Raw genomic sequence first — 25,403 nt, forward strand, 5'->3', positions numbered from 1 at the left:
ATGAATACTCGCAAAGCCATACTCCTCCTGACGTCGGCGCTTGCGTTGGCAAGCTGCGGCGCAGACGATGTGGCGTCTCCTGGCGAAGGGACCATCGTCGTTCCTGGCGGTGGCACACCAACCCCGTCGCCCACATCTGGTCCTTCTCCGACGCCGACGCCAAGTGCCGGTCCGGCAGCCGACTGTCCGACCGGTTTCACCAATGCAGGCGTCATCGCAAACCTCCGCAACTGTCAGATCAGCGGTCGCATTAACAGCAACATCTCGCTCGCGAAGCGCGCAGGCACGATTTACTCGCTGTCCGGACGCGTCGATATCGGCACCGATGTTGGCGGTGACGGCGCGGCCAGCGGCGGTGTTTCCGCCACCATTTCGGTCGATCCGGGAGTGGTGGTGTTCGGCTCTTCGGGTCTCGACTTCCTTGTCGTGAACCGCGGTTCGCGTATCAATGCGGTAGGTACCTCGACGCAGCCGATCATTTTCACCTCTCGTCAAAACGTCGAAGGCACCGCGACGGATACCTCGCAGGGTCAATGGGGCGGTATTGTCGTGCTCGGTCGCGCCCCGATCAGCGATTGCTTGTCGGGGGCAACCGGAGGATCCGCCAACTGTCAGCAGCAGGTCGAAGGCGTCACCAACGCCTTTTACGGTGGCGCTCAGGCAGCCGAGAGCAGCGGATCGCTCCAGTATCTTCAGGTCCGCTATTCGGGCTTCGAGCTGGCACCGGGCAACGAACTGAACGGTATTACCCTCGCCGGCGTAGGTTCCGGCACGACCATCGACCACATCCAGGTCCACAACAGTTCGGACGACGGCATCGAGTGGTTCGGCGGTCGGTCGAACGCCAAGTACCTCGTCTTCACCGGCGAGGATGACGACAACCTCGACACCGATCTGGGCTACAAGGGGTTCATTCAGTTCGTGATCGCCGTGCAGCGCGCCGGCGGCCAGTCGGGCGATGCGATCATCGAGGCCGACTCGAATGGGAACGAGGACGCGCAGCCGCGTCAGAACACCCGGCTCGCAAACTTTACCTTCATCCATCGCAGTACGCTGGCCGCTTCCGTCAACGCGATCCTGCTGCGGGGCGGCACCGACTATACGCTGGTGAACGGGATCGTCACGTCGCCGCGCAACTGCCTCGACGTCGATGGCGCGACCACCGTCCAGGCTGCTGATCCTGCGAAGGACGAACTCGGGCCGCCGGTTGCCCGCTCGGTGGTCTTCTCGTGCGCCAATCCCTACACCGATGACGGGAACGTCGCCGTGTCGTCGATCCAGGCGTTTTTTGAGGCTGCCGGGACCAATAATCGTCCGACGTTCACGAGCAGCCTGACCAACGTCTTCGTGAACGGTGCGAACGAGACAGGGGTGCCTGCGTTCGACGCCGCGACACTCGGCAGCTTTTTCACGACCACCAATTATATCGGCGCGGTCCGTGACGCGAACGACACCTGGTATCGCGGCTGGACATGCGATTCCGGCACGGCATCGTTCGGCAGCAACGCATCCTGCACGTCGATCCCCGCTCTCTAAGTCGAATCTCGACGGGGGGTCGGCGATGCGACCCCCCGATCCAATGAAAAGCGTTCCCGGGGGGACTCATGACCAAGCAGTTCGGGCTTAGCGCTCTTCTTCTACTCTCGACCGGCCTCGTCGCGCCGGCGGCGCTGGCCCAAACCACGGGCAGCGGCACTACCACCGGAACAGGCGGAGCAACGGGCGCCCCGCCTCGGGCGTCCACGCCGGATGCGGGAAGAACGCAGACATCTACTCCGGACGCAGGCGTAGCCCAAACGCAAGATGGCAATGCTCCGGGGACGCAGGAACAGCCTGTCGATATTTCCGCGCCGGGCGCGATGGAGGATATTGTCGTTGTCGGTCGGAACGTGCCCGACCTGGTTCGGCGTACCCCGGAAGTTGTTTCGGTGCTCTCGACGGCAGACATCGCCCGCACGGGTGAAGGCGACATTGCCGGCGCACTATCGCGCGTCACCGGCCTCAGCGTTGTCGGGAACGGCTTCGTCTATGTCCGCGGTCTCGGCGATCGCTACTCGCTTGCGTTGCTGAACGGGTCGCAGCTGCCATCTCCGGAACCGCTGCGCCGGTCGATCCCGCTCGACATCTTCCCGACCAGCGTCCTCGCCAGCGCGCTTGTTCAGAAAAGCTATTCGGTCAACTACCCAGGCGAATTCGGGGGTGGCGTGATCAACCTGACCACCCGAGCCGTGCCGGACAAGCCGTTCCTGTCGATCAACGTCAGCGGCAGCGGAGATACCGAGACCACCGGCCTGTTGGGCTACACTTACTACGGCAGCCCTACCGACTGGACCGGGTTCGACAACGGCACCCGCAGCACGCCGGCCCCACTCGCTGCGGCGCTCAGCTCGGGCAATCTCATTGTCGAGGGACAAAATTTCACGCGCCGTCAGATTCAGGATATCAACGCGAGCCTGGTCAACGCACGCACCACGGTCGTTCAGCGAAACGGCGATATTCCGGCAAACTTCGCGATCGATGTGAACGGGGGCTTTGCCCGCGACATCGGCGACGTGCGCATAGGCATCATCGCCGCAGCCGGGTTGAGCAACACCTGGCGCACGCGCGATGCGACCCAGCAATTCAGTGGCGGCTTCGTCAATGGCGAGCTGACCCCGACTGTCGATTTCCGCGCGGTCCTTACCGACAACCGCATCGTCGCAAATGGCCTGCTCGGCGTCGGCGCGGAGTTCGGCGAGAACAGGATCCGCTGGACCAACCTTTATATTCGCGACACCATCAAACAGACGCGCCTCGCCCGCGGCACCGACGCCGAGGGGTTCGACGGCACGACGCCGATCATCGATCAGAATACGCGTTGGTTCGAGCGTCAGCTCATCGACACCCAGCTCGTGAGCGAGTTCAAGTTCGATGATTTCGGTCTCGATTTTCGCGGTAGCTATGCCAACTCCCAGCGCGAGTCGCCGTATGAACGAACCTTCCGCTATCTTTTCGACAGCAATGTCGGCGATTTCGTCAATAATCTCGGTCAGGCAGGCAGTGCTCGCGTATCGTTCAGCGACCTGAACGAGAACGCCTATAGCGCCGGCGTCGATCTATCGTACAAACTCCCGACCGCCACGCCGATCACGCTTACGGCAGGCTATGCCTTTAACGACAACCGGCGCAATTCGGTTCGCCGCGACTTTCGCTTCCTTTCCGCGGACGGTGCGCTGCCATCCACCGTGGCGCAGGAAAGACCTGACTATCTGCTGTCCGACTATAACATCTACACATACAACATTCTGCTCCAGGAAACCTCGGGGCAGAGTGGCGCAGCCGCCTACGATGCGGGGCTACGTGTCCACGCTGGCTACGGCCAAATCGTTGCGTCGGTCCTGCCCGGCGTAAGCGTCAACATCGGCGTGCGTTACGAAAACGGGCGTCAGTTCGTCACCCCGCTTGAATTGAGTGGGAGGCCGAGCACCAGCGTCGCGCAAACCACCATCAAGAAGGAATATTGGCTGCCCGCGGGCACCGTCACCTGGAATCTCGCGGAGGACATGCAGTTCCGGGTCAATGCGTCCAAAACGCTCGCTCGGCCGCAGTTCCGCGAGCTTGCCTTCCAGGTTTATCAGGATCCTGAGGGCGATCGGCTGTTTTTCGGCAATCCCTTCCTGGTCGATACCGAGTTGAAAAACGTCGAGGCTCGATACGAATGGTATTTCGGAAGGGACCAGCGCCTTACCTTGGGCGGCTTCTTCAAGCGCATCGACAATCCGATCGAGACGTTCGCCTTCCGATCGACCGGTCAGCTCCAGACCAGCTTCGCCAATGCTCCCAGCGCCGATCTTTATGGCGGGGAGGTTGAGGTCCAAAAGTACGTTCCGCTCGACAATATCTTCTCCGGGGATTTCTTCGCCAGCCGGCGACTGCTGCTGAACGCGAACTACACCTATACCAAATCGAAGCTACGCGTCAGCGAGGGCGACAGGATCACGTTTGCGGACGGAACCCAGTTTGATGCACGAGACTTCTTCCGGGACGGCGCGCCGCTGACCGGACAGTCGGATCATCTGGTCAATTTCCAGATCGGCCTCGACAACAAGGAGCGCGTCTCGCAACAGACGATCCTGGTCAATTACGCGAGCAAGCGGGTTACCAATCGCGGTCCGGCCGGAACACCCCAACAGCCCGACATCGTCGAGGAGCCGGGTGTTCGCCTCGACTTCGTTGCGCGTGAGGAGGCTGATTTCCTTGGGAAGGTCGTCGAGATCAAGTTTGAGGTGCGTAACATCCTGGGCACACGTTTTCAGGAGTTTCAAACCGCTGGTGATCGGCGGATCGACATCAACACCTATGACCTAGGCACATCCTTCTCCCTAGGTGCGGGTGTTCGCTTCTAGCGCGACCGCAACCGACGCCTGCCTCAAGACAGGGTTGAACATATCCATAAATCCGATATCCCGGATAGATGGAATCTGTTTCGTCGGCCAGCAGGGGCGGTGTAAGCCACGTCGGGAATAATCGGGCAAAGGCAATGGCCTGGGTTGTCATGGTCGTGCGAACTGCACGTCGGTGACCGCCCACACTGTCCTTTTCCTTTGCACGCATAATTCTGCTCGATCGATTTTTGCGGAAGCCATTCTCGAACGAGACGGAGGCGGCAGATTTCGCGCTTTCTCGGCAGGCAGCGAACCCGGGGGGATTCACCCGCTTACTATCGAGACACTCCACGCGTATCGTCACGACACCTCATCGCTCCGCTCGAAAAGCCTGACGGAATTCACAGGTGCTGAGGCACCGGAGTTTGATTTCGTATTTACGCTTTGCGACACGATGGCGGGCGAGAACTGCCCCCTCTTCAAAGGAAATCCTGTAACCGCGCACTGGGGTATCGAAGACCCGGCGTCGGAAACACACGGCACATACGATGCCTTTTTACGCGCCTATGGATATGTCAATGATCGGGTAGCAAGCTTGCTTGCCTTGTCGGTCGATGCACTGGACGAAATGGCGCTGCTAGCGGCGCTCCGAACGATCGGACGCAGTGCGGGTGCCACATCTCTCGCGTCGTCCGATCATGTTGTATCGAAATCGGTTGATTGAGAGCGTGGGCGAGTTCGGAAGACGGATAGTCGTTATTGGCGGTGGGCTTTCCGCCACAGCCGCTGCGCAACGCGCCTACGAGGTCGATCCACAGAGCCAGATCATCATGCTGTATCGTGGTGTCGGTGCGATCGATGGCACATTCCCATCCGATGATATCGATCATATCCTGCATCGATTCCAGTGCGGAATCTTAAAGATTGCCGGAGCGGAAGCAACGCAGATCGATCCAAAAGCCCATCTCGTAGTCTTTGATTATAAGGATTTATCTCGAACTCTCTCTTACGACCGACTCATCATCGCAACCGGAGCAAAGCGGAAAACTATAAACCTTCCGGCGTACGAGGCCGGCTCTATCTATCGACTCGATAACGCAGTGGACCGAGTCAGTTTTCGTAATCACGTAGCCGCCAGAAATATACGAGATGCGGTAGTGCTTGGGAGTGGCCCTGCGGCGCTAGGTGCCGTGGAAGAACTAAAATCGTGCAACGCGGACGTGGTATTGCTCACGGGTGGGCGACATCTTGAGCCGTTGACGGACCTGGATGATGAACATCATCTTGAGGCGGTGCTAGGCAGGCATGGAGTGAGTGTCTGTCGGACTGCGGTCGCGAGTGTTGATGCACGAGAACGGGTCGTGGACGATTCCGGCTCCGCCTATCGCGCCGACGCCATAATAATTGACCATGACTGGGGGCCGGACGTCACGCTGGCGTATGATGCAGGCGTCGATCTCGCGCCGAATGGGGCGATACTGACCAGAGAGGATATGAGCACCAACGTCCGCCACGTTTTCGCGGCAGGCGCGTGCTGCACGACGCGTCATCGCCTCCATCAGGAACCGCGATGGACCCTGTCTGATTGGAGTGCGCGAAAACAGGGTCTGGTTGCCGGCGAGAACGCTGCTGGCGGAAATGCCGAATTTGCAGGCATGGTGGGAACTGTTTCACTGTCCCTTTTCGGAACCACAATCGCACGCACCGGGCTCCTTGAGAAGGAAGCGCTGCAACAAGGCTATGTTCCCCTGGCCATTAATATCGATGCGGCCAGCCTTCTCGATGCAAGCCCTTTCGTGGTCAGGCTTATCGGTGACCAACGGACAGGGCAGCTTCTCGGTGTGCAATCATCGGGAGTATGCAGCGCTCGTGTCAACGCCGTAATAGATGTGGGAGCGGCATGTCTTTTTACCCACGGTCCCGTCGACCGGCTCCTCGAGTTTGACCTGAACGCGAGTCCCGGCTCTGTCGCCATCCCTATCCAACGGGCCGCAGAACTATGGCGTGAAAGACTGAAGGTACGTGGCGAGAATGAAAACGGGATATCGTCCTGGCTTCGCATCTCGCCTCCTGCCTCGATCGCACCGAGGCGCGTTCAGGAGATTACCATTGCACCCCAGCCTGCCAAACCGGTACGAAATGACAGCAAACAAAACTCTGGGTGGAAAGAACTTACAGAAATAGCCCTACCTGTATGTTTTAGCGACGCCCGTCGATGGATTCGTGGTCTAGGAATTGTCCGGCGAAGATCCCAAATCGACGACCAGTACGCTATGCGTCTAATCCTCGAGCACAGCTTCCCAAATATACCTATCGGGGCGATCGAGGTCCGAAAGGCCCGTGGAGATATGGCTCGCGTGTATGCCTTTCTGGATGAGCCAGGTATCTCGGTGCTGAAGCAAGTACGCATTCTTTCGGCAAGCGAAGCGACAATTAGCGAGGCAACTCCCGCTCTGTGGAATTCGGTCGAGGTATCGACTGTGCCGCCGGTTGCAATAGGTGCCAGGTTGCGGATGAAAATCCGTATCAGGCCGATCGGGCATCGCCGACTGTCTGATCGACACAACAAAGAAGAAATTGAGGATGCCGTTGATCTGTTCGCATTAGAACAGATCAAAAATCCAAGAGCCGAGAGATTCTCTGTTTATAGAGCGTGGGTCGACAATGAGATAAGACACGCCGGTATTCTAACCTCGTTTAACATCCTGCGAGACGAGCAGCATGTCATCTGGATTCCACGCCCGGACGGGCGAGCGGTATCGAGCAAAGGACCAGACCTATTCGTCGAAATAAAAATGACTGTGACAAATTCCGAAAATCTCAGAAACCTTTTACTTAATGGCGTTGGAGCATGTCAGCAGTTTGGCTTCGGGTTCGTACGGGTTGAGCGCGAACGGAGTGATTGACCAAGGCCCTTGCTCCCAGGCGCATCTAGACGCGCTTACCAGGGCAGAAAGGCCATTCAGCCATTCCGGTGTCAGAACCGTCCGAGACTGTTGAAAAAGGCCTGCGCGAAATCGGCGTGGCGGATGGCTGGCGATGCCGAACACCGGATGATGCGCCGCGTATCAGGCCGGCGCGGCCTGCCGGGCGAGCAGCTGAAGGTTGTATGCCGCGGCGGCCATAGTGAACTCCTCGGCGGCTCCTGACAGGCCCCGCAGCTTGAGCGTTCGTAGCCCCAGATTGCGTTTCAGGTGGCCGAACACGCGCTCGATCCGCTGTCTTCGACGCCGCGCGTGCACATAGGCGTCGGCGCCAGCAAGGGCGCGGACGGTATCGCGGGCATCCTCGCTGACGAGGCGGGTGATGCTGCGTTTCCGGCTGACGGTGCATCGGGGCTTCAGTTCGCAGCCAGCACAATCGGCGATATGGCTTCGGTATACGCGAACCTGGCTGGCGCGTCTGGTGCCGCAATAGCCGAGCAACTTGTCCGCCGGACAGCGGTAGGCATCCACTTCCCGGTCGTAGCGGAAGGCATCCCGGGTGAAGAAGGCGTCCCGCTGGCGGGTCCGGTCGATGACCGGGATGTATGGCGTTATGTTCCGGTCGATCAGCCAACCGAGCAGCGGACCGCTACCATAAGCCTTGTCGGCCGAGAGACTGGCGGGTTCGATGCCCAGCCTGGTGCCGGCGCGTGACACCAGTGTCCGGGTCGCCGCCACCTCGGCTGCGAAGCGGGCGGGCGTCGCCTCCACGTCGAGGATGCAGTCGGTGTCGAGGTCGAGCAGGGGGTTGATGGCGTATGCGTAGCGCGCAGGTCCGTGCTTGCAGGTGAGCGCCGCCTGCGGGTCGGTCGGCGAGATGCTGGTCGGATCGACGGACACAGGTTCATTGGGATTTGGCGGCAACGCGGCATCGAGCGCCGCCAAATATTCGGCGACGGGTCGCGATATGCTTTCCCCGGCACGGAGCTCGTCTGCGGCGTCGACCCCCTTCAGCTTCTTCTCGCGACTGGCGTCGGCCATGATCGTGCTGCCGTCCACCGCCAAGTCGCGCCCCGTTACTAGTCCGGCCGCGGCGCACCGCGCGACTACCTGCTCGAACAGCAGACGATGTAGGTCGCAGGCGCGGAAGCGGCCGTGCCGGTTCTTGGAAAAGGTCGAATGGTCAGGTACCCGATCAGCCAGATCGAGCCGGCAGAACCAACGATAGGCGAGATTGAGGTGCACCTCCTCGCACAGGCGGCGTTCCGAGCGAATGCCGAAGAGGTAGCCGATCAACAGCATCCTGAGCATTAGTTCCGGATCGATCGAGGGCCGCCCGCTCGTGCTATAGCTCGCCGCCAGCGCCTCGCGCACGAAGCCGAAGTCGAGCAGCCCGTCGATGCGTCGGAGCAGGTGGCCGGTCGGCACATGGTCGTCGAGCCGGAACCCGTAGAACAGTGCGCCCTGTGCCACCTGCCGACCCATCATGTCCGTGCCCCCCTGCCGTCTTGCAAGAGTGAATCACGCCCTCGCCACCGTCGCAAGCAGCCGTTTTTCAACAGCCTCGTCCGGTTCGGACACCAACCTCCTCCCCTCGCTTTTACAAGGTTTGCAGGTGTCAGAACCCCGTGTCAGCGGCGGGCCAGATACGCTGGGCGAGCTTCTTGAACTCCGGCACTCCGAGCGCGCCTCTGTCCCGCGACTTCGATCCAGGAACAGCAAGCCGAGCCTCGACGGCACTGTAAGGCGCTTCCCACATTTCACGCGGTTCGAGGTTCAGATTATCTAACAGCACGAGCAGCACAGTGTCGCAGGCGGCATCCCGCTTGATCGTGCCGAGGCGTTGGCTCCGGTTCGCTTTCTCTCCATAGGCTCGCCCCTTGATCTGGACGCGCACGGGGCCAGCCGGTGTGGGTCGGATAGCGTCGTATCCTTTGGTGCGGGGTGGGGCGAGTTCGAGGCCCAGCAGCTCCGCCGCGACATACTCGGCGACCTCACCGGTGACACCCAGCGGCTTGCCTGTGAGCTGATAATACTCTGCGGCCAGCGGCTTCACGGTTGCGAGAATGTCGCGGACACGTCGGGCTTCGGTATTCTCTGTCATCGGTAAAAAGGTCTACCTTTCTTCCATGCGATCGGCCACAAGCTAAAACAGAGGTTTAGCTGGGAAGAAAGGTCGGGGTAGAAATGCGTTACGGCTATGCCCGTGTTTCGACCGAAGAACAGAACCTTGCTCGCCAGCGCGCTTCGCTCGCGCTTGCCGGCTGCGACCAGGTTGTCGAAGAGGTGGAGAGCGGGGTGAAAGCGCGCCGTCGCCTCGATGCGCTGCTTGAGCGGTTGCAGGGCGGTGACGAGCTGATTGTCGCCGAGTTGGACAGGCTCGGTCGCAGCACGGGCGAAGCCGTGCTGTTGATGGACGAGCTTATCAAGCGCGGCGTGCAGCTCCGCGTTCTCGCCCTTCCCTCGCTCGACATTGCGACCAACGACGGCCGGCTGATCGCGGACATTCTCGCCAGCCTCGCCGCGCATGAGCGTCGCCGGCTGCGCGAGCGTCAGCGCCAAGGCATAGCCGCAGCGCGATCATCCGGTCGGCATCTCGGCCGTCCGCAAAAGATGAACGGGCAGCAGGTCGGCGAGGCACGCGCCAGGCTGGCGGCCGACGAGCCGGTCCCCGTGGTCGCACGGGCCTACGGCGTCACGCCGAAGACGCTTCGCGCGACGCTGGCGAGGACCGGCGGGCGTGCTGCTGTGCCGGCACGGCGATCGGCGTGAGCGGGTGCCGTTCAGCCTCTACATTCTCGGTCGCGATCGGAGACGGCTATGACCGCTCCGGACCCGCCGGTTACGCCTGCCCGATCCGCGAATATGGCGAAAGTGCGCGGCAAGAATACCAAGCCGGAAATGGCGGTCCGTCGCGCCGCCCATGCGCTCGGGCTGCGCTTCAGGCTTCATCGCCGCAATCTGCCGGGGACGCCCGATCTTGTCTTTCCGGGACGAAAGACGGCGATCTTCGTCCACGGTTGTTTCTGGCACCGGCATCAAGGCTGCTCGAAAGCAGGCGCTGCGCCCAAGACCAGAACGGAGTTCTGGCAGGCGAAGTTCGACCGGAACACGGCGCGCGATGCACGCAACGCCGATGCCCTTCGGGACGCCGGTTGGAATGTCGTGACGATATGGCAATGCGAAACCCGCCAGCCCGAGAAGCTGGCCGATCAGCTTCGTACCATCTTCAATATACCCCACCGGGTTGCAGGGAACGACCCTTGACAATAGAACGTACCAAGAACGAATGGCTCGGGATTTCTCCGCGCGCCGATTATCAAGCCGCAGGGAAGCGTATCAATGACCGATAAACCCAGGGTTCTGGACCTTTTCAGCGGCGCGGGCGGAATCGCCGAAGGCTTTCGTAGTGCCGGCTTTCAGATCGTCGGCGGCATCGATTCATGGGCACCGGCGGTCGAAACCTTTTCTGCGAATTTCCCCGAGGCAGTCGGTATCGAAGCGGACTTGCGCAAGGTGACGGCCGCAGACGTTACGGCCGAGATCGACGGCAAGATCGACATCATCGTCGGGGGACCATCCTGTCAGGGTTTCAGTACGTCGGGCGGACTCAGCCGGGCGACGGGGCGGGATTCATCTGATCCGCGTAACAAGCTGTTCCTCAACTACGTCGATCTGGTCGAGGACCTGGAGCCGTCGTGGATCGTGTTCGAAAACGTCCCCGGCCTGCTGCTGTACGATCAGGGCCGCGTGGCGCTGGAGATCGTCGCCGCTTTCCGCGAGATCGGCTATTCGTTGTTGCCGGTCATTCTGCTGGCGGCGGATTACGGCGTGCCCCAGCTCCGTCGGCGGCTGTTCTTCATCGGTAACAGGACCGGCAGCGAGGTGTCGTTCCCCGAGCCGACGCACGGTAACGCCAATCTCTGGGCCGACTATGCCTTGCCTTTCGCGCACCTGTCGCGGTTAGGGCATGGCAAGTCGCACGATGTCGCGCAGCATGTGTCTTTTGCTGATGCCTGCTCCGACCTCCCGATTTTGGGTGAAGGCGAGAGCCTCGACGGTGTGGCCTATCGCACGCGCGCCATGACCGCGTATCAACGGCTGATGCGGAAGGGGAGCAAGACCGTCGGGCAGCACACCGCGGCCGATCTTCCGGCGCTCGACAGGCTTGCGGCTCAGACTCTCGCGCCGGGCCAGAATTGGCGGGACATTCCGATCGACGACCTTCCTGACCGGTTCAAGAAAATCCGTCGGTATGACGCGACCACACTCTTGAAGCGGCTTCGTCCGGACGCTCCGGCCTATACGATCACGACCAAGTTCAACGAGGCGACGACCGGGGCGTTTATCCACCCTAGCCAGCCTCGCACCCTGTCGCTTCGCGAAGCGGCACGGCTGCAATCCTTTCCCGACCGCTTCGCATTTTCCGGCAGCGTCAGCCAGGTGCGGCACCAGATCGGCAACGCTGTCCCTCCCCTCCTCGCTCAGGCTATCGCCGAAGCGATCTATCCGCAGGCGATGCAGGACTGTTTCGCCCGCAAGGTCGAGCCGATCCGCGATCGACTGATGATCCAGCCGTCGCTCACGGACGGCGACATCCTGCGGCTTCGCGCACCCCGACGGCCTGCCGCAGGCGTGCCGGCCGAGCTGGTGGCCTGATCCGTGCCGTTCGTCTCAGCCGGGCAGATCATCGCGTCGTTGGAGTATCTGAGGGACCATACCCACCCCTTTCTGATCGCGATCCTGGCGGCGGCACGCGCCGGCGTCGTCGTCGGTGAAGGTGACGAGGATACGGTCGCATTCGGCGGCACGAACGAAACGGCTTTGCTGAAGGAGTTCTCGTCGCCGGTCGGAAGGCCTGACGAGGCTCCCCTCTATGTCCCCTTCGGCAACGCTCAGAACAAGAGCCGCTGGCGGAACGAGAAGAAGTACGCGGGCAGCAGTCTTCAGCAGCAGCGGAAGCAGCGTCCGACCGTGCTGGTCCAGCATAGTGACGACAATAAGCGATGGCGGTTCGTGCCCGGCTTCGAGGCTGCGATCACCGCCCGACCTAAATGGTTCGCCGGTGATCTGCCGATCAGCCTCGTTCCCATCGGCGTGTGGTTTTACCGCCAGCGGGAAATCACCGGATTGGCGGAACTGGCCGAGCTGGTCCGCACCGATTTCAAGGTGCCCCAGTCGTTGATCGACGCAGGCGTGTTCACGTCGGACGTGCCCCCCGTTCTCGACAGCATCCCCCTTGCGGACAATGCGATCACGGACGGCGACCTGTTCGCGCTCCTTCAGCAGCCCCCGGCCAAGCCTATGGCCGAGGCCGTCCCGACCGTTACGGAAACCCCGGCATCCCACGCCCAGGAATGGACCTCGCTGGCGGCCGACGCCTTGGACGACATGGACGGGCTCAGGGGAGCCGATAGGGCAGCCCGACGGGCGCTGGCAGCCTTGCAGGCGGGGATGCACGTCGTCCTTACGGGCGCGCCGGGAACGGGGAAGACCAGCCTTGCCAAGGTTCTCTTCGATCGCGTCGGACTGCCCTACACGATCGCGCCGGCGACCGACCAATGGACGACGTTCGAGACGATCGGCGGCTACTTCCCGCAGCCGGGCGCCGGCGAGAACCTCGACTTTATGCCCGGCATCGTCGTGTCGGCGATCGAGGAGGAACGCTGCCTCGTCATCGACGAGCTGAACCGTGCCGACATCGACAAGGCGTTCGGCGAGCTGTTCACGCTGCTTTCCGGGTCGCCCGTATCCCTGCCCTACCGCAAGCGGGACGGCGACAGCTTCAAGAAGCTGCGGATCGTATGGGATGCCGGCACGTCGGACGCTGACGTTCACGAATATGTGGTACCGCCTTGGTGGCGCATCATCGGGACGATGAACGATGCGGACAAAGCGAGCCTGAAACGGCTTTCGCTCGCGTTCGTCAGGCGCTTCGCGTTCGTTCCCTTGGAGGTGCCCGGCCAAGCGGATTACACGGCTATCATTACGGAGGCGGCGGCCGAGCTGCCCGCCGGCGACGTGTTCGATGCCGTCCGCGATCGGCTGGTGGCGCTGTTCGCGACGGATGCAGGCGGTTTCAAGTCGATCGGCTTTCCGATCGGCCCGGCGATTCCGCTGGCGATGCTCAGGCATACCGCCGCGCAGATCGCGCTCACGCCGGACGCCGTGGCGGACGCACTCACGAGCGAGGTGCTTACGCTGTACCTCGTTCCCCAGCTTCAAGGGCGGCCGGACCTGCACACGAAGGTACTGTCGCTGGTGCAGCCGCATATCGGTGCCGATGAGGTCGCTGCATTCGCTCATAATCTGGCGGTCTGGACCGGCTTCGCGCAGCAATGACGGACCGCGAGACGTGGTCGGAGTTCATCTGCTCGCCCATGCGGGCGGGCAGGCATCTCGCATCGATCGGTCGCAATGCGGTCGGAGCGATGGCGGATGCGGTCGATCAGGCGTCGCTTCAGGACTTCCTGTCACGGATCGATGACGAGCGCGCGATCGAGCTGCTGGCGCAGTTCGTGGACCTGTCGGTGGGCGGCTACGTCGCGTTCGTCGCCGAGAAGCTTCACGGCCTGTTGGACGCGCTCAGCAACGAGAAGCGCGCCGGGTTCGAGACGGTAGGCCCGGGCCTCCGCGGGCAGGTTCAGTGGGATCGTACCCTCGTCGCCAGGAGAGCGGGCGCTTTGCCGGTCGGCCGCTACTACAGTCGTGTCGCACATCGCACGTTCGACATGCCGATCAATCGGGTGCTGGCATGGCTGATCCATGACCTTTCCGCCGGTCTTCGGTCGATCAAGACCCAGGTCGGATCGCAGCGGCTGACGCCGGCTATGGAACGGATGGACGCACAGCTTCAGGAAGCGTTGGGTCATCACTGGCTTGCCGATGTCGAACCATCGGGCAACGTGCAGGCGGACCTGGCGCTGTCCAGGATCGATGTCGGGCGCGGGGCCTACCGCGACGTGCTGGCGCTGACGCGCCGTCGCCTGCGGCTTCAGGAGCGCGACGACGAGCGACGCTGGCAGGAGATCGTCAGTCTGCTGGCGGTGGGGTGGCTGGAGCCGCTGAACGATGATGACCTGTACGAGCTGTATGCGCTCGTCCTCGTCCTCGACATTTTGGAAGAGGATCTAGGTCTAGGGGCACCGGTAAAGATCGACCTTGTCCGGCCGGGCCGACGGGAGATCGCCATGTTCGAGGCCGGCGACCGGACGGTCAGCGTTTTCTTCGACCAGAGCTTCAGCGGCATCATCGGGCGGCCTGCCCGTTACGAGACGACGACCGCTTCGACGCCCGGCCTTTCGTCCTATCCGCGCCGACCCGACATCATCATCGCCGGTGCCGACCAGGCAGGACGGATCGACCGGACGATCCTTCTGGAGGTGAAGAACACGTCCGATCCGACCTATGTCGCCGAGAGCATCTATCGCGGGTTCGGATACCTGCACGACTTCCAAGACGCCGGCACCTTCGCAGCCGATCAGGTCAACTGCGTGCTCTTGGTCAACGGGGTCATAGGCGCTCAGCCCGCGGCCCACCGCGATCTTACGGTCATCACGTCCAATATGAGGGAACATCTGGCCAAGGTGCTGGACGCCGGCTTCAACAGCTAGGCGCGCCAAAAGCGAGAACCCCGCCGGCATCGCTGCCAACGGGGTTCTGAAACGATCTTCAATGCGGAATGGATACCGCGAACGTGACCCATATAGGCCGGCATACCTTTAGATTCAACTTATAATGGAAGAGCCGTCAGGTATCAGAGGTGGGGGGCGAGGCGGCTTAGGCCCAAGGCACCCAACGCGGCCGCCCTCACTGCCTTGAAATCAGCGGCTGACAGCGCGGCTCGCTGGTGCCGGCCATTGAAGAAAAGGCGATCAAGCCGATCGCGGCTGACGACTTGGAGCATGTCGCCCTTCAGCCAACTATCGCGGCTGAAGAAAGGATAGCTGCCGACCGGGATGTGAACATGGAACGCCTTGAGCGGCACCGGCGCGCGCGTGCTGAAAGGCGCGATGATCGCAAGGCCGGAAGAAGGCGTGGCGATCACGACCGCATGACGCTGTTTCGTCATTTCGGGCGGCAGCGAGATCGGCCCGCCCGCCAAGGGATAGACGCCGGGCTGGCGAGGATCGGGACCGAACTCGCACAGCAGGACGTCGCCGGGGTTGGTGATGACGGGATAACGAGGGCGGGTCGCCATGATCGGTTCGTCCGAAATGATCGGCGAGCGGCAGCGCGCGGATCGGGTGAGGAGAATACGAGCGTCGGTTACGCCCGAATGATGATCTCGATGGCCGATGGCGGCACGTCGAAGGCGGCGCTGAGGCCGGCTTTCGCCTGCGCGAGAGTGAGAGGTTGCGCTCGAGGCGGCGCATACTCGTTTTCGGGTTCGGGCATGGGCTGGAAATCAAGCGTGCCGAAATCGAGTTCGTCGTAATCGGCTTCGGTCCAGTAGGCGACGGGGTTGCGGCCTTCCCACTGGCCCGGAACGTCGCAATGAGCATACTCGCTCAGCTGGATCAGCCAGCGTCCTTCCGTCTCCGTAGACGGCACCACGTCCTTGATTCTGCCGACCAGGAAGGCCGAACCGTGCGGCTCGATGCCCTCGACATGCTGGCTGCGCGCGTTGCGGCAGATTACCACATAGCGACAGGCCTTAGCCCTCGCGCGGTCAAGAGCCCACGATTGCGTTCCGCCATCGGCGAGAATGGTCTCGACCGACTTGGAGGTCAGGACAGACAGGACGTTTGCGTTCGCCACGGATCGACACCTCATTACCTTATGACGAAAGCATATAAAACGATCGTAGCTTTTATCAATAGATGAAACCACCATTGTCGGCGCACTCGCGGTCGCCGAACCCCAGTCTCCGTCCGTTAAAGCTTAGTCGCTTATTAGCTTAGTACCAAGGTGGGCGCGTCCTTCTGGGACCGCGCTCTATCTACGCTTCGCTCCGATCGAGCCGCCGATCGGCGGCTCGCCCCTGCCGGGTTACGATCGCTCGCGCGAGGCGGGCAAGCCCACCCCGATGACGCCAGCAGGGCCGGCGACGTTCGTTCGACAAGAGGGAAAGGGGAGCGCCGCCCCCCTCTCCCAGCAACGGCAATCAGCCGGGCCGTGGCTCGCTTCGCTGCGCCCGCACCACCCCGGCAGATTCCCGCTGCCCCCTCACCCCCTGCTGTTCGCCACGAGGCAGGGCCGATGGCCGAGGCTATCGCCCCGAGGGCGATTTCAGAAGGAATGAGACGATGGAGCAGGACAATCGCGAGAGCTGGTTGAACCGGGTGGCAGTCGGCATGGCCCCGTTGTTCGAGGCGCTAAATACCCCCCTGCCCTCCCGCGTGCGCGTCGCGATCGGCTTCACCAGTCGCGGCGCGAAGGGCCGCGCGATCGGCGAGTGCTGGGACAACCGGCGCAGCGGCGACGGCCATTTTGAAATCTTCATCCGGCCAGACCTGGCGTACTCCCCCGACGCGATGCCCGCACAGATCGCAGCGATCCTCGCGCACGAGCTGGTCCACGCTGCGGTCGGGATCGCGGCCGGGCACGGGAAGGCGTTTAAACGGATCGCGGTCGGGCTGGGCCTGGTCGGGCCAATGCGCGCCACCATCCCCGGTGAAGCCTTCCTTGTCGCGATCGCGCCGATTCTTGCTGCCGCTGGCCCCCTCCCCCATGCCCGGCTCGACACCGGCGGTGAAACCACACGGCCGAAGAAGCAGGCGGCGCGGATGCTCAAATGCGAGTGTGCGACGTGCGGCTATACGGTGCGGACCGCGCGCAAATGGCTGGAGACGGCCGGCGCGCCCTTGTGTCCGATCGAGGGGCACGGACCGATGCAGCACGAGCCGCTGGAGGGCGGGGATGAGGACAGTGGCGAAGAGGCCGACGACGGCTAAGCAACTAAGACCCTTTACGACTAAGCGGCTAAGCGGCATAAGTCGCTTAGCCGCTTAGTATAGGAGCCGCAGCTATGCAGGTATGGGCCGTGATCGCGCAGAAGGGTGGTCAATCCAAGACGACCCTTTCCACTGGGTTCGCCGTTGAGGCGGCCCGCGAGGGGGCGTCCGTCGTGATCCTCGATGCCGACGACCGGCAGGGATCGGCGCTCTACTGGTCGGAGCGTCGCGACGACGACGACGTGACAGTGAAGGACAGCAGCGTCGCCGGCCTGCCGCTGCACGTTTCGCGCGGGCGAAGTAGCGGCAAGATCGACCTTATCATCATCGATACGCCGGCGAACTCGAAGGACATCGCCATGCTCGCGGCTGAGCAGGCGGATTTCGTCATTATCCCCGTCGCTCCGCGTGGGCTGGACGTTCATTCGGTATTGCAGACCGTTAAGCAGGTGCAGCAGGCGGGTACGCCGTTCGCTGTCATGCTGACCCAGGTGCCGCACCAGGGCGGGGAGGGGCAGGAGGCTCATGCCGGCTTTGCGGCCAAGGGCGTCACTATGTTCGACAGCCGGCTCCACTTCCGTAAGGACTTCTACAAGGCGACGCCGTTAGGGCGCACCGCAGCCGAAACCGAGCCGGACAGCAAGGCGGCGGCCGAGCTGCGCGCCGCCTATGCCGAGGCTAAGCGACTAAGCGGCTATACGACTAAGCCAGTAAGCGAGGCGGCATAATGGCAAAAAAGCCTTCCGCGCTCGCCTCCATCTTCGACGACGAGCCCGAGGACACGACGCCGGTTCCCGTCGCAGCGTCCGTTCCCGCGCCGCCACCTGCGGCAGCGCCGCGCCGATCGCGGCGCGCGGCCGACGTGCCGGCACCGGCCACGCCCGCCCGGCGCAGCAGCCATCCCGGCAAAAAGCCGGTACTGATCCACATTCCCGAAGACATGCACCGCGCCTTGCGCCAGCTCAGCGTCGAGGAGGGCGGGGAGCCACTTACAGTCATTACCGAACGCCTGCTCCGTCAGTATTTGGTCAAGCGCGGCCACACCAGGTTCGCACCGTGAGCAAGCGGCGCGATCCTAATCCCGAGTTCGATCTGTTCATCCCGGCGCTGGGCGACCTTCCGCTCAAAGACCAGCGCGAGGTGATGGAGCGGCCGTTCTTCTCGCTACAGAAGCGCAAGCGCTTGAAACCGATCGAGTATAGAAGCCCGGACGGAGAAGCGTGGGTGCGCGTACAGGCTATCCCCGATTACGGCATGGCGACGATATGGGATGCCGATATTCTGATATGGGCGGCGTCCACCCTCAATCGCATGAAGCAGCAGGGCTTGAACGACCTGCCGCGCACGCTGACCACGACGCCCTACGACCTGTTGCGGGCGATAAAGCGCAGCACCGGGGGCAGGGACTATCAGGAGTTGCAGGCGGCGTTGCTCCGGCTCCAGACGACGAGCATCACGACTTCGATCCGCGCGACCAAGCGCCGCCAGAAGGCGGGCTTCAACTGGCTGGATAGCTGGACGTTCGACACCGACGCCGAAACCGAGCAACCCCGCGGCATGACGCTTACCCTCTCGGATTGGGTTTACGAGGGGATCGTCAACGAGAAATCATTGCTGACCATGCACCCTGATTACTTCCTCCTGTCGGGGGGGCTGGAGCGGGCGTTGTACCGTATCGCGCGCAAGCACGCCGGCACGCAACGCGGTGGGTGGTTGTGCCGTGTGGAGCTGTTGCGCGACAAGACCGGCAGCGACGCCCAGCCCAAGGAGTTCAACCGGATGCTCCGGCGAGTGATCGAGGCCGATCAGCTCCCTGACTATGCGATGGAGCTGACCGAGACGGTCGATAAAAGCCCGGCCGTGCTGTTCAAGCAGCGCGGCGAGGTCGAGGCGCTGGCGTTTGCTGAACGAATGCGTGCCGAGGAGGAACGCCGTGCGCGCTTCGACGCCGATCGACGGCGAACCGAAGAGGTCGACGCGCATATGGATAAGCTCGCGGGCCGGAGCTGACTATCGGGGGATCACACACCGTAGGCCCGCCTATCGGGGTTTCACCCACCAGCGCGGATGTCGCTGAGTCGACCAAGCCGGCTCCAGTTGAGCTAGGAGGGCGTCCGACCTGTGGATAACTGCCCCGGAGTACCCATTAGGGGCATCGTTGCAGTCGGGGTTTCACCCACCATTGCTTCGGGGGATCACACACCGCCCTATCGGGGGATCACACACCGAATCACGGGGTTTCACCCACCAAGGGTAGGCGTAACCCACTGGCAAATCGGCGAAGATTCGGCTTTTCGGGCGACTTAACCTTCTTAACGATTCCTATATAACAGAATCACTTAACTGCAATCGCCATGCTCGCAGCAGCCGTATTCAGGATCGACATGCGGAATCGGCCTTTCGGCCGATGCGCCTTCGTTCCGCGCCGCCTACGGCGGCACCAGAGCGGCGCAAGCGCCGCTAAGGCTTCCAACGAAGCCAAGTTCAACCGACAGTGCATCTGACAAGCTACAGCTCCCGGTAAAATCGGTCACGAGGGGCGATTTCCGGGCCGTAGGACGTCAAATCGGTGTCCGGGGCAGGGGATTGCCATGAAGCCGTTGCATGACCTCCACGGCAGCGCACGGCTGATTGACCCGCGCAGAACACGGTGTGTGACTTCGCGCTTTTAGAACAGTTCAGGCCGGATCGGCGAGGCCGACGAACTCGCGTTCGACATAGTAGCGGATCTTGCCGACCACGAGCGGGTCCTGTCCCTGCCGGAGCAGCAGAAGGCTGTCCTGGTCCATCCGCATGATTTCATCGGGCGTCGCCAGCCGTCGTGCGGCGACATGGCCGCTGGAACTCTCCGACCGGTTGGCCGGCTGGGTCCAGCTCGCCGCGTGCGACGACCCGAAGGTGGTATATTCGATGGTGGTGTCGCCGATCGTCTTCGAGAGCATGTCGGCGGTGGCATGATCGTTGACGCCGAACGCCTGGATCACGCCCGCGTTGGACATGAAGGTGCCGGCCCGCTCGCCGTAGGTGGCGCGGAGCTGGTGCATGTCCTGGAGGATCGGCCAGAGCTGGAGGCCATAGCCGGCCATCAGCCCCATCGCGCGCTCGACCGGCTCCAGTCGGCCGAGCGCGGCGAACTCGTCCAGCAGGAACAGCACCGGCCGGGCGGGGCGGGCAGGGGAGCGCGCCATGTCGGTGACGGCCTGCGCGATCAGCAGGCGCAACCAGCGCGCATAGGTATCGAGCCGATCGGGCGGCAGGATCAGGAACACCGTCGCCGGCGTCTCTTTCAGATCGGCGAACCGGAAATCGGATGCGGCCGTGCTGGCGACGATGCGCGGGCTGTCGATGAAATGGGTGTGACGTTGCGCCGAGGACAGCACGCCGGCGGCTTCCCGATCGGACTTGCCGAGGTGGCGGTTGGCGGCGCGCGCGACCAGACCGCCGGCGGCCGGACTGTCCGACATGGCATCGAGCAGGGCCGCGAAGCGGGCAGGGGGAAGCGTCAGCAGCTCGCGCAGCGTCGCCAGCGTGCGGCGATCGGTGGGTTCGGTCGTGACGACGTGGAGGATCAGCCCGGCGATCAGCGCCTTGGCTTCCTCGTTCCAATGCGCTTCCCCGGCTTGGCCGGGCGCGTCATGGACCAGTGCGTCGGCAAGCGTGCCGGCATCCTCTGCCAGATCGATCGAGGCGGGATCGAGCCGATCGAGCGGGTTGTAGCGCGCGACCGGCTGACCCGAGACGCCGAACGGATCGAGGCACCACACCTTGCCCTTGGTGGCGCGCGCACGGGCGGTGACGCGCGCGTTCTCGCCCTTGGGGTCGATGCAGATTACGGCGCGATCGAGCAGCAGCAGGTTGGGGATGATGGTGCCGACGCCCTTGCCGCTGCGCGTCGGCGCCATCGTGAGAAGGTGCGCCGCGCCGCCATAGTGCAGCAGCTTGCCGGTCTTGCCCGAACGACCGATGATGAGATCGCCCGCGCCTTCAAGCTTCGCCAGATCGCGCCGATCGCCGAACCGGGCAGAGCCGAACAGGGTGTTACCGCGGTTGCCGCCGCGGCGATTGAACTTCCAGATCGCGAACAGCGTCAGGCCCGTCAGCAGGAACGGCACATCGGTTGCGATTTCACCGACGCCGAAGATCCCCTTGAGCCAGGAATTGCTCGCCATCAGCACCACGAAGGCGATGAACAGCGCCAATAGCGGACTGATGCGCGCCGGCATCAGCAGATCACACTGGCAGGCGTGATCGCCAGCGCCGGATCGGCGTCGGGATGGCCGAGCAGTTTGAGAAGTATTTGCGTGGCAAGGGGAGGGGGCACGCGTTCGTCGCGCAGCATGTCGAACAGCGCGTCATCCTCGGCGGATAGCGCCATGCCTTCGATCGCGAGGTTGGCGCGGGAATCCTCGTCGTCCTCGCGCCACATCGCGGCGTCGGCTTGGTTGCCGCGCAGGTAGTCGAGTGCGCGGACCTCGCGCCGGAGCGCATCGAGGTCGATCTGCATGGTGCTGTCCTTCATCATGGCACGTCGGGCAGATTGGCCACGCCGTCCGCCATCGACCGGGCGAAGCCGCGCAGGACACCGACGTGGCGGACGAACGCAGCGCGATCGAGGACGATCGGATCGCCCAGTGTCGGCAGCGTCTGTTTGGCGGTGGAGGCGGTCGCGAGACGGTTGAGGGCGCGCTGGTTGAAGACCGGGATGCCGTGCGCGCAGAGGTTGCGGATCGTCACCGCCTCGACCACGCCACGACGACCGCCCTTGAAGTCAGACCATTTGCGGCCACCCAGCTTCAGAACCGTCGCGCCCCATGCCTCAACCGGCGTGGCGGTGATCCATTGCTCGGCCGCCTGGTCGATCGGCGCGACGGGATCGAGGCCCGCGATCGCGGCGCGAGGTATGCCCTTGGCGGTGTGCAGCGTCTCGACCAGTTCGCGGCCGAGGTCTTCGACCAGCGCGACGTAGGACGGGAACAGCACGCGATAGAGCTGCTGCCCGTCGTTGAGGACGGCGGTGAAATCGGCGAGGTCGCACTTGAAGTTGGAGCCGGCGGGATCGGTGATGACCAGCGGCGCGGCGGACGCGATCGGAAAGCCGTTCACATAGGTCCGGTAGGACGCCAGAGCCATTTCGCACGCCAGACGGAAGCGCGTCAGGTCGCGCCATCGATCCCACATACCATAGCGAACCCAAGCCATCCCGATCGCCCCTATGCTGTCGTTTCCGCTTCCGCGTCGAAGGCCCGTTTGCCGCGCCGCTTCCAGAGCATGAGCGTATCGTCGGCATTGTCATCGCGAGCGCGTCCGACCAGCTCCAGAAGCGCGCCGTACATGGTCGCGCGATCGTCGTCCGTCAGCTCGACCAGTCCGGCTTTCTGGACCAGCCCGCCCAGCTCGATCAGATGGCGTGTTCGTTCGCGGCGCTGCACGACCCAGACCCTGCTATCCGTTCGCCGCTCCGCCGCTTCCGCCCGCAGCATTGCCGTCCGGTTCAGTCGCAGCGCCCGATCCGTCGATTGCAGCAGCGCCGCCACTTTTGCGCCCGCGCCGTTGAAAGAAGGCCGCGCCCTTCGCGCGCCATGCCTCCTTCGCACCCGCATCCTTCGATCCGATCGCGTCGAGCAATACGCCGGCGAGGGTTTCTGCATCGAGCGCGTCGGCTCCGGTCGCGGTGACGAGCTGGCCGAGCTGTTCGACCCGCTTGGCCTTGAGCGCCCGGGCCTTGTCGCCAAGCGCCTTCAGCTCGGCATCGTAATCGCGAACCTTCCGCATGGCCTTACCTTTCCGCGTATCGGTCAGCAGCATCCTAGCGCGTCCGGCACATGGGTAAAGCCGGAACGATCATAAAGACGCACCAAGTCAGTCAGGAGATGCGCAGCAGATCGTGAGTGCGCGCTTATACGTCGTTGCCGACGTGCGCTAAGTAAGGCAATGTGCGAAGCGTCATGGCGATCTACCATTTCTCCGCCAAGGTCGTAAGCCGCGCGAACGGATCGAGCGCCGTCGCGAGTGCTGCCTATCGTTCGGCATCCGAGCTGCACGACGACCGGCTCGGGCGCGATCATGATTTCAGCAACAAGGCCGGCGTCATCCATTCCGAAGTGATGTTGCCGGAAGGTGCGCCGGAGCGTTTAAACGACCGCTCGACCCTGTGGAACGAGGTGGAGGCTGGGGAGAAGCGCAAGGACGCGCAGCTTGCCCGCGAGGTGGAGTTCTCGATTCCGCGCGAGATGAACGAGAAGCAGGGCATCCAGCTCGCGCGGGATTTCGTGAAGACGCAGTTTGTCGATCGCGGTATGGTCGCGGACCTGAACGTGCATTGGGACAAGGCGAAGGACGGCACCCCCAAACCGCACGCGCATGTGATGATGACCATGCGCGACGTAGGCCCGGAAGGGTTCGGCAGGAAAAACCGCGACTGGAACGACACCGAGCTGTTGAAGGAATGGCGTGAGGCGTGGGCGGCACACGTCAACGAGCGCATGGCCGAGCTGGGGCTGGAGGGGCGGATCGATCACCGTTCCTATGAGGCGCAGGGGATCGGGTTGGAGCCGCAGCACAAGATCGGCCCCGCAGCGTCCCGGCGACCGGAGCAGGGGCTTGAGGCCGAGCGGATCGAGGATCACACGCGCATCGCCCGCGAAAACGGCGAGAAGATAATCGCCGATCCGGGAATCGCGCTGGACGCCATCACGCGCAGCCAGGCGACGTTCACCACCCGCGACCTTGCAACGTTCGCGTTCCGGCATAGCGACGGCAAGGAGCAGTTCGACCAGGTGATGGGCGCGGTGCGTGGCAGCTTCGAGCTGGTCGCATTGGGGAAGGACGGGCGCGACCAGGAGCGGTTCACGTCCCGCGACATGATCGCGACGGAAGCCCGGCTTGAGCGGGCCGGCGACGAGCTGGAGGGGCGCGCCGGGCATGGCGTCGGGGATCGGCACCGTGACGCCGCGATCGGCGCGGCCAGCGCCAAGGGGCTTGTCCTTTCGGCCGAGCAGCGCGACGCCTTCGATCATGTCACCGGCAGCGCCGGGCTGGCGTCCGTCGTCGGCTACGCCGGCAGCGGCAAGTCGGCGATGCTTGGCGTCGCGCGCGAGGCGTGGGAGCGGGAGGGCTACACGGTGCGCGGCGCAGCCTTGTCCGGCATCGCGGCGGAGAACCTTGAGGGCGGGTCCGGCATCACGTCGCGGACGATCGCCAGCCTCGAACACGCGTGGGGCCAGGGGCGCGAGCAGCTAGGCCCCAAAGACGTGCTGGTCCTGGACGAGGCTGGCATGATCGGCACGCGCCAGATGGAGCGCGTGCTTGGTCAGGCCCGCGACGCCGGTGCCAAGGTCGTCATGGTAGGCGATCCCGAGCAGTTGCAGGCGATCGAGGCCGGCGCGGCGTTCCGCAGTGTCACCGAGCGGCACGGCGCGGCCGAGATTACCGAGATCAGGCGGCAGCGTGAGGACTGGCAGCGCGACGCGACGCGCGCGCTCGCGACGGGGCGCACCGGCGAGGCGATCCACGCCTATGATGCCAAGGGCATGGTCCACGCGGCCGACACGCGCGAGCAGGCGCGGGGCGAGCTGGTGGACGGTTGGGATCGCGCGCGCCAGGCCGAGCCGAGCAAATCCCGCGTCATCCTCACCCATACCAACGCCGAGGTCCGCGAGCTGAACGAGGAGGCGAGGGGGCGGCTTCGCGCGACCGGCGACCTTGGCGGCGACGTGACGTTCAGCGCCGATCGGGGCGCGCGCCAGTTCGCAAGCGGCGACCGCCTGATGTTCCTGCGGAACGAGCGGTCGCTGGGGGTGAAGAACGGCACGCTTGGCACAATCGAGCAGGTATCGGCCGAGGGCATGAAGGTCCGGCTCGACAGCGGCGCGCACGTCGCGTTCGACGCGAAAGACTATGCCCATGTCGATCATGGCTACGCTGCCACATTCCACAAATCGCAGGGCGTGACGGTGGATCGCGCGCACATCCTCGCTACCCCCGGCATGGACCGGCACAGCGCCTATGTCGGCATGTCGCGGCATCGCGACGACGTGCAGCTCCATTATGGCCGCGACGACTTCGCCGATCAGCGTCAGCTCGTCCGCGCCCTGTCGCGCGACCGCGGCAAGGATATGGCGGGCGACTATGCGCCGACACGCGGCGAGCAGGACCATGCCCGCGCGTTCGCCGATCGGCGCGAGATCCGGTTCCCGGAACTCGCGCGCCAGGTGGTCGGA

23 protein-coding genes are annotated in these 25,403 nt (G+C 63.4%); 14 read left to right on the forward strand and 9 right to left on the reverse strand.

Annotation, left to right across the window (positions count from 1 at the left end; genetic code table 11):
* From IEX18_RS18025 to IEX18_RS18040, 4 genes are all read left to right on the forward strand, one after another.
* Nucleotides 1-1,536 carry a beta-helix domain-containing protein gene (locus IEX18_RS18025; RefSeq protein ID WP_188661183.1) on the forward strand — a complete coding sequence of 512 codons (1,536 nt, stop codon included), beginning with the start codon at nucleotides 1-3 and terminating at the stop codon, nucleotides 1,534-1,536.
* Between the two features lie 68 nt (nucleotides 1,537-1,604).
* A complete protein-coding gene (locus IEX18_RS18030; RefSeq protein ID WP_188661186.1) occupies nucleotides 1,605-4,385 on the forward strand; it encodes a TonB-dependent receptor domain-containing protein in 2,781 nt (926 codons plus the stop codon).
* Between the two features lie 172 nt (nucleotides 4,386-4,557).
* A complete protein-coding gene (locus IEX18_RS18035) occupies nucleotides 4,558-5,088 on the forward strand; it encodes an arsenate reductase ArsC (RefSeq protein ID WP_188661189.1) in 531 nt (176 codons plus the stop codon).
* Nucleotides 5,081-7,270 carry an FAD-dependent oxidoreductase gene (locus IEX18_RS18040; RefSeq protein WP_188661192.1) on the forward strand — a complete coding sequence of 730 codons (2,190 nt, stop codon included), beginning with the start codon at nucleotides 5,081-5,083 and terminating at the stop codon, nucleotides 7,268-7,270. The genes IEX18_RS18035 and IEX18_RS18040 overlap by 8 nt, the downstream gene beginning before the upstream one ends.
* Nucleotides 7,271-7,432: 162 nt before the next feature.
* Here IEX18_RS18040 and IEX18_RS18045 read toward each other — a convergent pair whose 3' ends face one another.
* Together IEX18_RS18045 and IEX18_RS18050 are read right to left on the reverse strand one after the other, a co-directional pair.
* Nucleotides 7,433-8,776, reverse strand: a complete 1,344-nt coding sequence (locus IEX18_RS18045) for an IS1182 family transposase (protein ID WP_188661195.1) — start codon at nucleotides 8,774-8,776, stop codon at nucleotides 7,433-7,435.
* A gap of 130 nt (nucleotides 8,777-8,906) precedes the next feature.
* Nucleotides 8,907-9,392 carry a DUF6998 domain-containing protein gene (locus IEX18_RS18050; RefSeq protein ID WP_188661198.1) on the reverse strand — a complete coding sequence of 162 codons (486 nt, stop codon included), beginning with the start codon at nucleotides 9,390-9,392 and terminating at the stop codon, nucleotides 8,907-8,909.
* Between the two features lie 83 nt (nucleotides 9,393-9,475).
* Here IEX18_RS18050 and IEX18_RS18055 point away from each other — a divergent pair, with 83 nt between their 5' ends.
* The 5 genes from IEX18_RS18055 to IEX18_RS18075 all read left to right on the forward strand — a co-directional run bounded on the left by IEX18_RS18055 (nucleotide 9,476) and on the right by IEX18_RS18075 (nucleotide 14,901).
* Complete coding sequence (locus IEX18_RS18055) at nucleotides 9,476-10,060, forward strand: recombinase family protein (protein ID WP_188661201.1); 585 nt, start codon at nucleotides 9,476-9,478, stop codon at nucleotides 10,058-10,060.
* Between the two features lie 48 nt (nucleotides 10,061-10,108).
* Nucleotides 10,109-10,555, forward strand: a complete 447-nt coding sequence (locus tag IEX18_RS18060; protein WP_188661205.1) for a very short patch repair endonuclease — start codon at nucleotides 10,109-10,111, stop codon at nucleotides 10,553-10,555.
* A 75-nt stretch (nucleotides 10,556-10,630) separates the two neighbouring features.
* Nucleotides 10,631-11,947 carry a DNA cytosine methyltransferase gene (locus tag IEX18_RS18065; protein WP_188661208.1) on the forward strand — a complete coding sequence of 439 codons (1,317 nt, stop codon included), beginning with the start codon at nucleotides 10,631-10,633 and terminating at the stop codon, nucleotides 11,945-11,947.
* Nucleotides 11,948-11,950: 3 nt separating this feature from the next.
* Nucleotides 11,951-13,630 (forward strand): AAA family ATPase, encoded by a 1,680-nt coding sequence (locus IEX18_RS18070; RefSeq protein WP_188661210.1) that lies wholly within the window; start codon nucleotides 11,951-11,953, stop codon nucleotides 13,628-13,630.
* 38 nt (nucleotides 13,631-13,668) lie between these two features.
* A complete protein-coding gene (locus tag IEX18_RS18075; protein WP_188661212.1) occupies nucleotides 13,669-14,901 on the forward strand; it encodes a hypothetical protein in 1,233 nt (410 codons plus the stop codon).
* A 143-nt stretch (nucleotides 14,902-15,044) separates the two neighbouring features.
* On the opposite strand, the gene IEX18_RS18080 is transcribed toward IEX18_RS18075, so the two are convergent.
* A complete protein-coding gene (locus IEX18_RS18080; protein WP_188661214.1) occupies nucleotides 15,045-15,488 on the reverse strand; it encodes a type II toxin-antitoxin system PemK/MazF family toxin in 444 nt (147 codons plus the stop codon).
* A gap of 68 nt (nucleotides 15,489-15,556) precedes the next feature.
* Nucleotides 15,557-16,048, reverse strand: coding sequence for a hypothetical protein (locus IEX18_RS18085; protein WP_188661216.1), 492 nt, complete (start codon nucleotides 16,046-16,048; stop codon nucleotides 15,557-15,559).
* Nucleotides 16,049-16,536: 488 nt separating this feature from the next.
* On the opposite strand from IEX18_RS18085, the gene IEX18_RS18090 reads away from it, so the two are divergent.
* The 4 genes from IEX18_RS18090 (at nucleotide 16,537) to IEX18_RS18105 (ending at nucleotide 19,194) form a co-directional block, all read left to right on the forward strand.
* Entirely contained in the window at nucleotides 16,537-17,184 is a 648-nt protein-coding gene (locus IEX18_RS18090) for a SprT family zinc-dependent metalloprotease (protein WP_188661219.1), read from the forward strand.
* 74 nt (nucleotides 17,185-17,258) lie between these two features.
* Nucleotides 17,259-17,912 (forward strand): nucleotide-binding protein, encoded by a 654-nt coding sequence (locus IEX18_RS18095; RefSeq protein ID WP_188661222.1) that lies wholly within the window; start codon nucleotides 17,259-17,261, stop codon nucleotides 17,910-17,912.
* Nucleotides 17,912-18,244 carry a hypothetical protein gene (locus IEX18_RS18100; RefSeq protein WP_188661225.1) on the forward strand — a complete coding sequence of 111 codons (333 nt, stop codon included), beginning with the start codon at nucleotides 17,912-17,914 and terminating at the stop codon, nucleotides 18,242-18,244. The genes IEX18_RS18095 and IEX18_RS18100 overlap by 1 nt, the downstream gene beginning before the upstream one ends.
* The gene (locus IEX18_RS18105) at nucleotides 18,241-19,194 is read left to right on the forward strand and encodes a replication initiator protein A (protein WP_188661228.1); all 954 of its coding nucleotides are present in this window, start codon (nucleotides 18,241-18,243) and stop codon (nucleotides 19,192-19,194) included. The genes IEX18_RS18100 and IEX18_RS18105 overlap by 4 nt, the downstream gene beginning before the upstream one ends.
* Before the next feature lie 668 nt (nucleotides 19,195-19,862).
* Here the strand turns inward: IEX18_RS18105 and IEX18_RS18110 are convergent.
* The 5 genes from IEX18_RS18110 to IEX18_RS18130 are packed head-to-tail and all read right to left on the reverse strand — an operon-like array spanning nucleotide 19,863 to nucleotide 22,956.
* A complete protein-coding gene (locus tag IEX18_RS18110; protein WP_188661231.1) occupies nucleotides 19,863-21,407 on the reverse strand; it encodes a type IV secretory system conjugative DNA transfer family protein in 1,545 nt (514 codons plus the stop codon).
* Nucleotides 21,407-21,688 carry a hypothetical protein gene (locus IEX18_RS18115; protein ID WP_188661233.1) on the reverse strand — a complete coding sequence of 94 codons (282 nt, stop codon included), beginning with the start codon at nucleotides 21,686-21,688 and terminating at the stop codon, nucleotides 21,407-21,409. Before IEX18_RS18115 ends, IEX18_RS18110 begins: the two co-directional genes overlap by 1 nt.
* 14 nt (nucleotides 21,689-21,702) lie before the next feature.
* On the reverse strand, nucleotides 21,703-22,383 hold the full coding sequence (locus IEX18_RS18120) for a hypothetical protein (protein ID WP_188661236.1): 681 nt from the start codon (nucleotides 22,381-22,383) through the stop codon (nucleotides 21,703-21,705).
* Between the two features lie 11 nt (nucleotides 22,384-22,394).
* Nucleotides 22,395-22,613 carry a conjugal transfer protein TraD gene (locus IEX18_RS18125; RefSeq protein ID WP_188661239.1) on the reverse strand — a complete coding sequence of 73 codons (219 nt, stop codon included), beginning with the start codon at nucleotides 22,611-22,613 and terminating at the stop codon, nucleotides 22,395-22,397.
* Nucleotides 22,614-22,626: 13 nt separating this feature from the next.
* Nucleotides 22,627-22,956, reverse strand: coding sequence for a conjugal transfer protein TraD (locus tag IEX18_RS18130; RefSeq protein ID WP_188661242.1), 330 nt, complete (start codon nucleotides 22,954-22,956; stop codon nucleotides 22,627-22,629).
* A 173-nt stretch (nucleotides 22,957-23,129) separates the two neighbouring features.
* Here IEX18_RS18130 and traA point away from each other — a divergent pair.
* The coding region (gene traA, locus IEX18_RS18135) for a Ti-type conjugative transfer relaxase TraA (RefSeq protein ID WP_188661245.1) at nucleotides 23,130-25,403 on the forward strand (2,274 nt) is incomplete at its 3' end.

The organism is Sphingomonas metalli, from assembly GCF_014641735.1.
Classification (GTDB): Bacteria; Pseudomonadota; Alphaproteobacteria; order Sphingomonadales; family Sphingomonadaceae; genus Sphingomonas; species Sphingomonas metalli.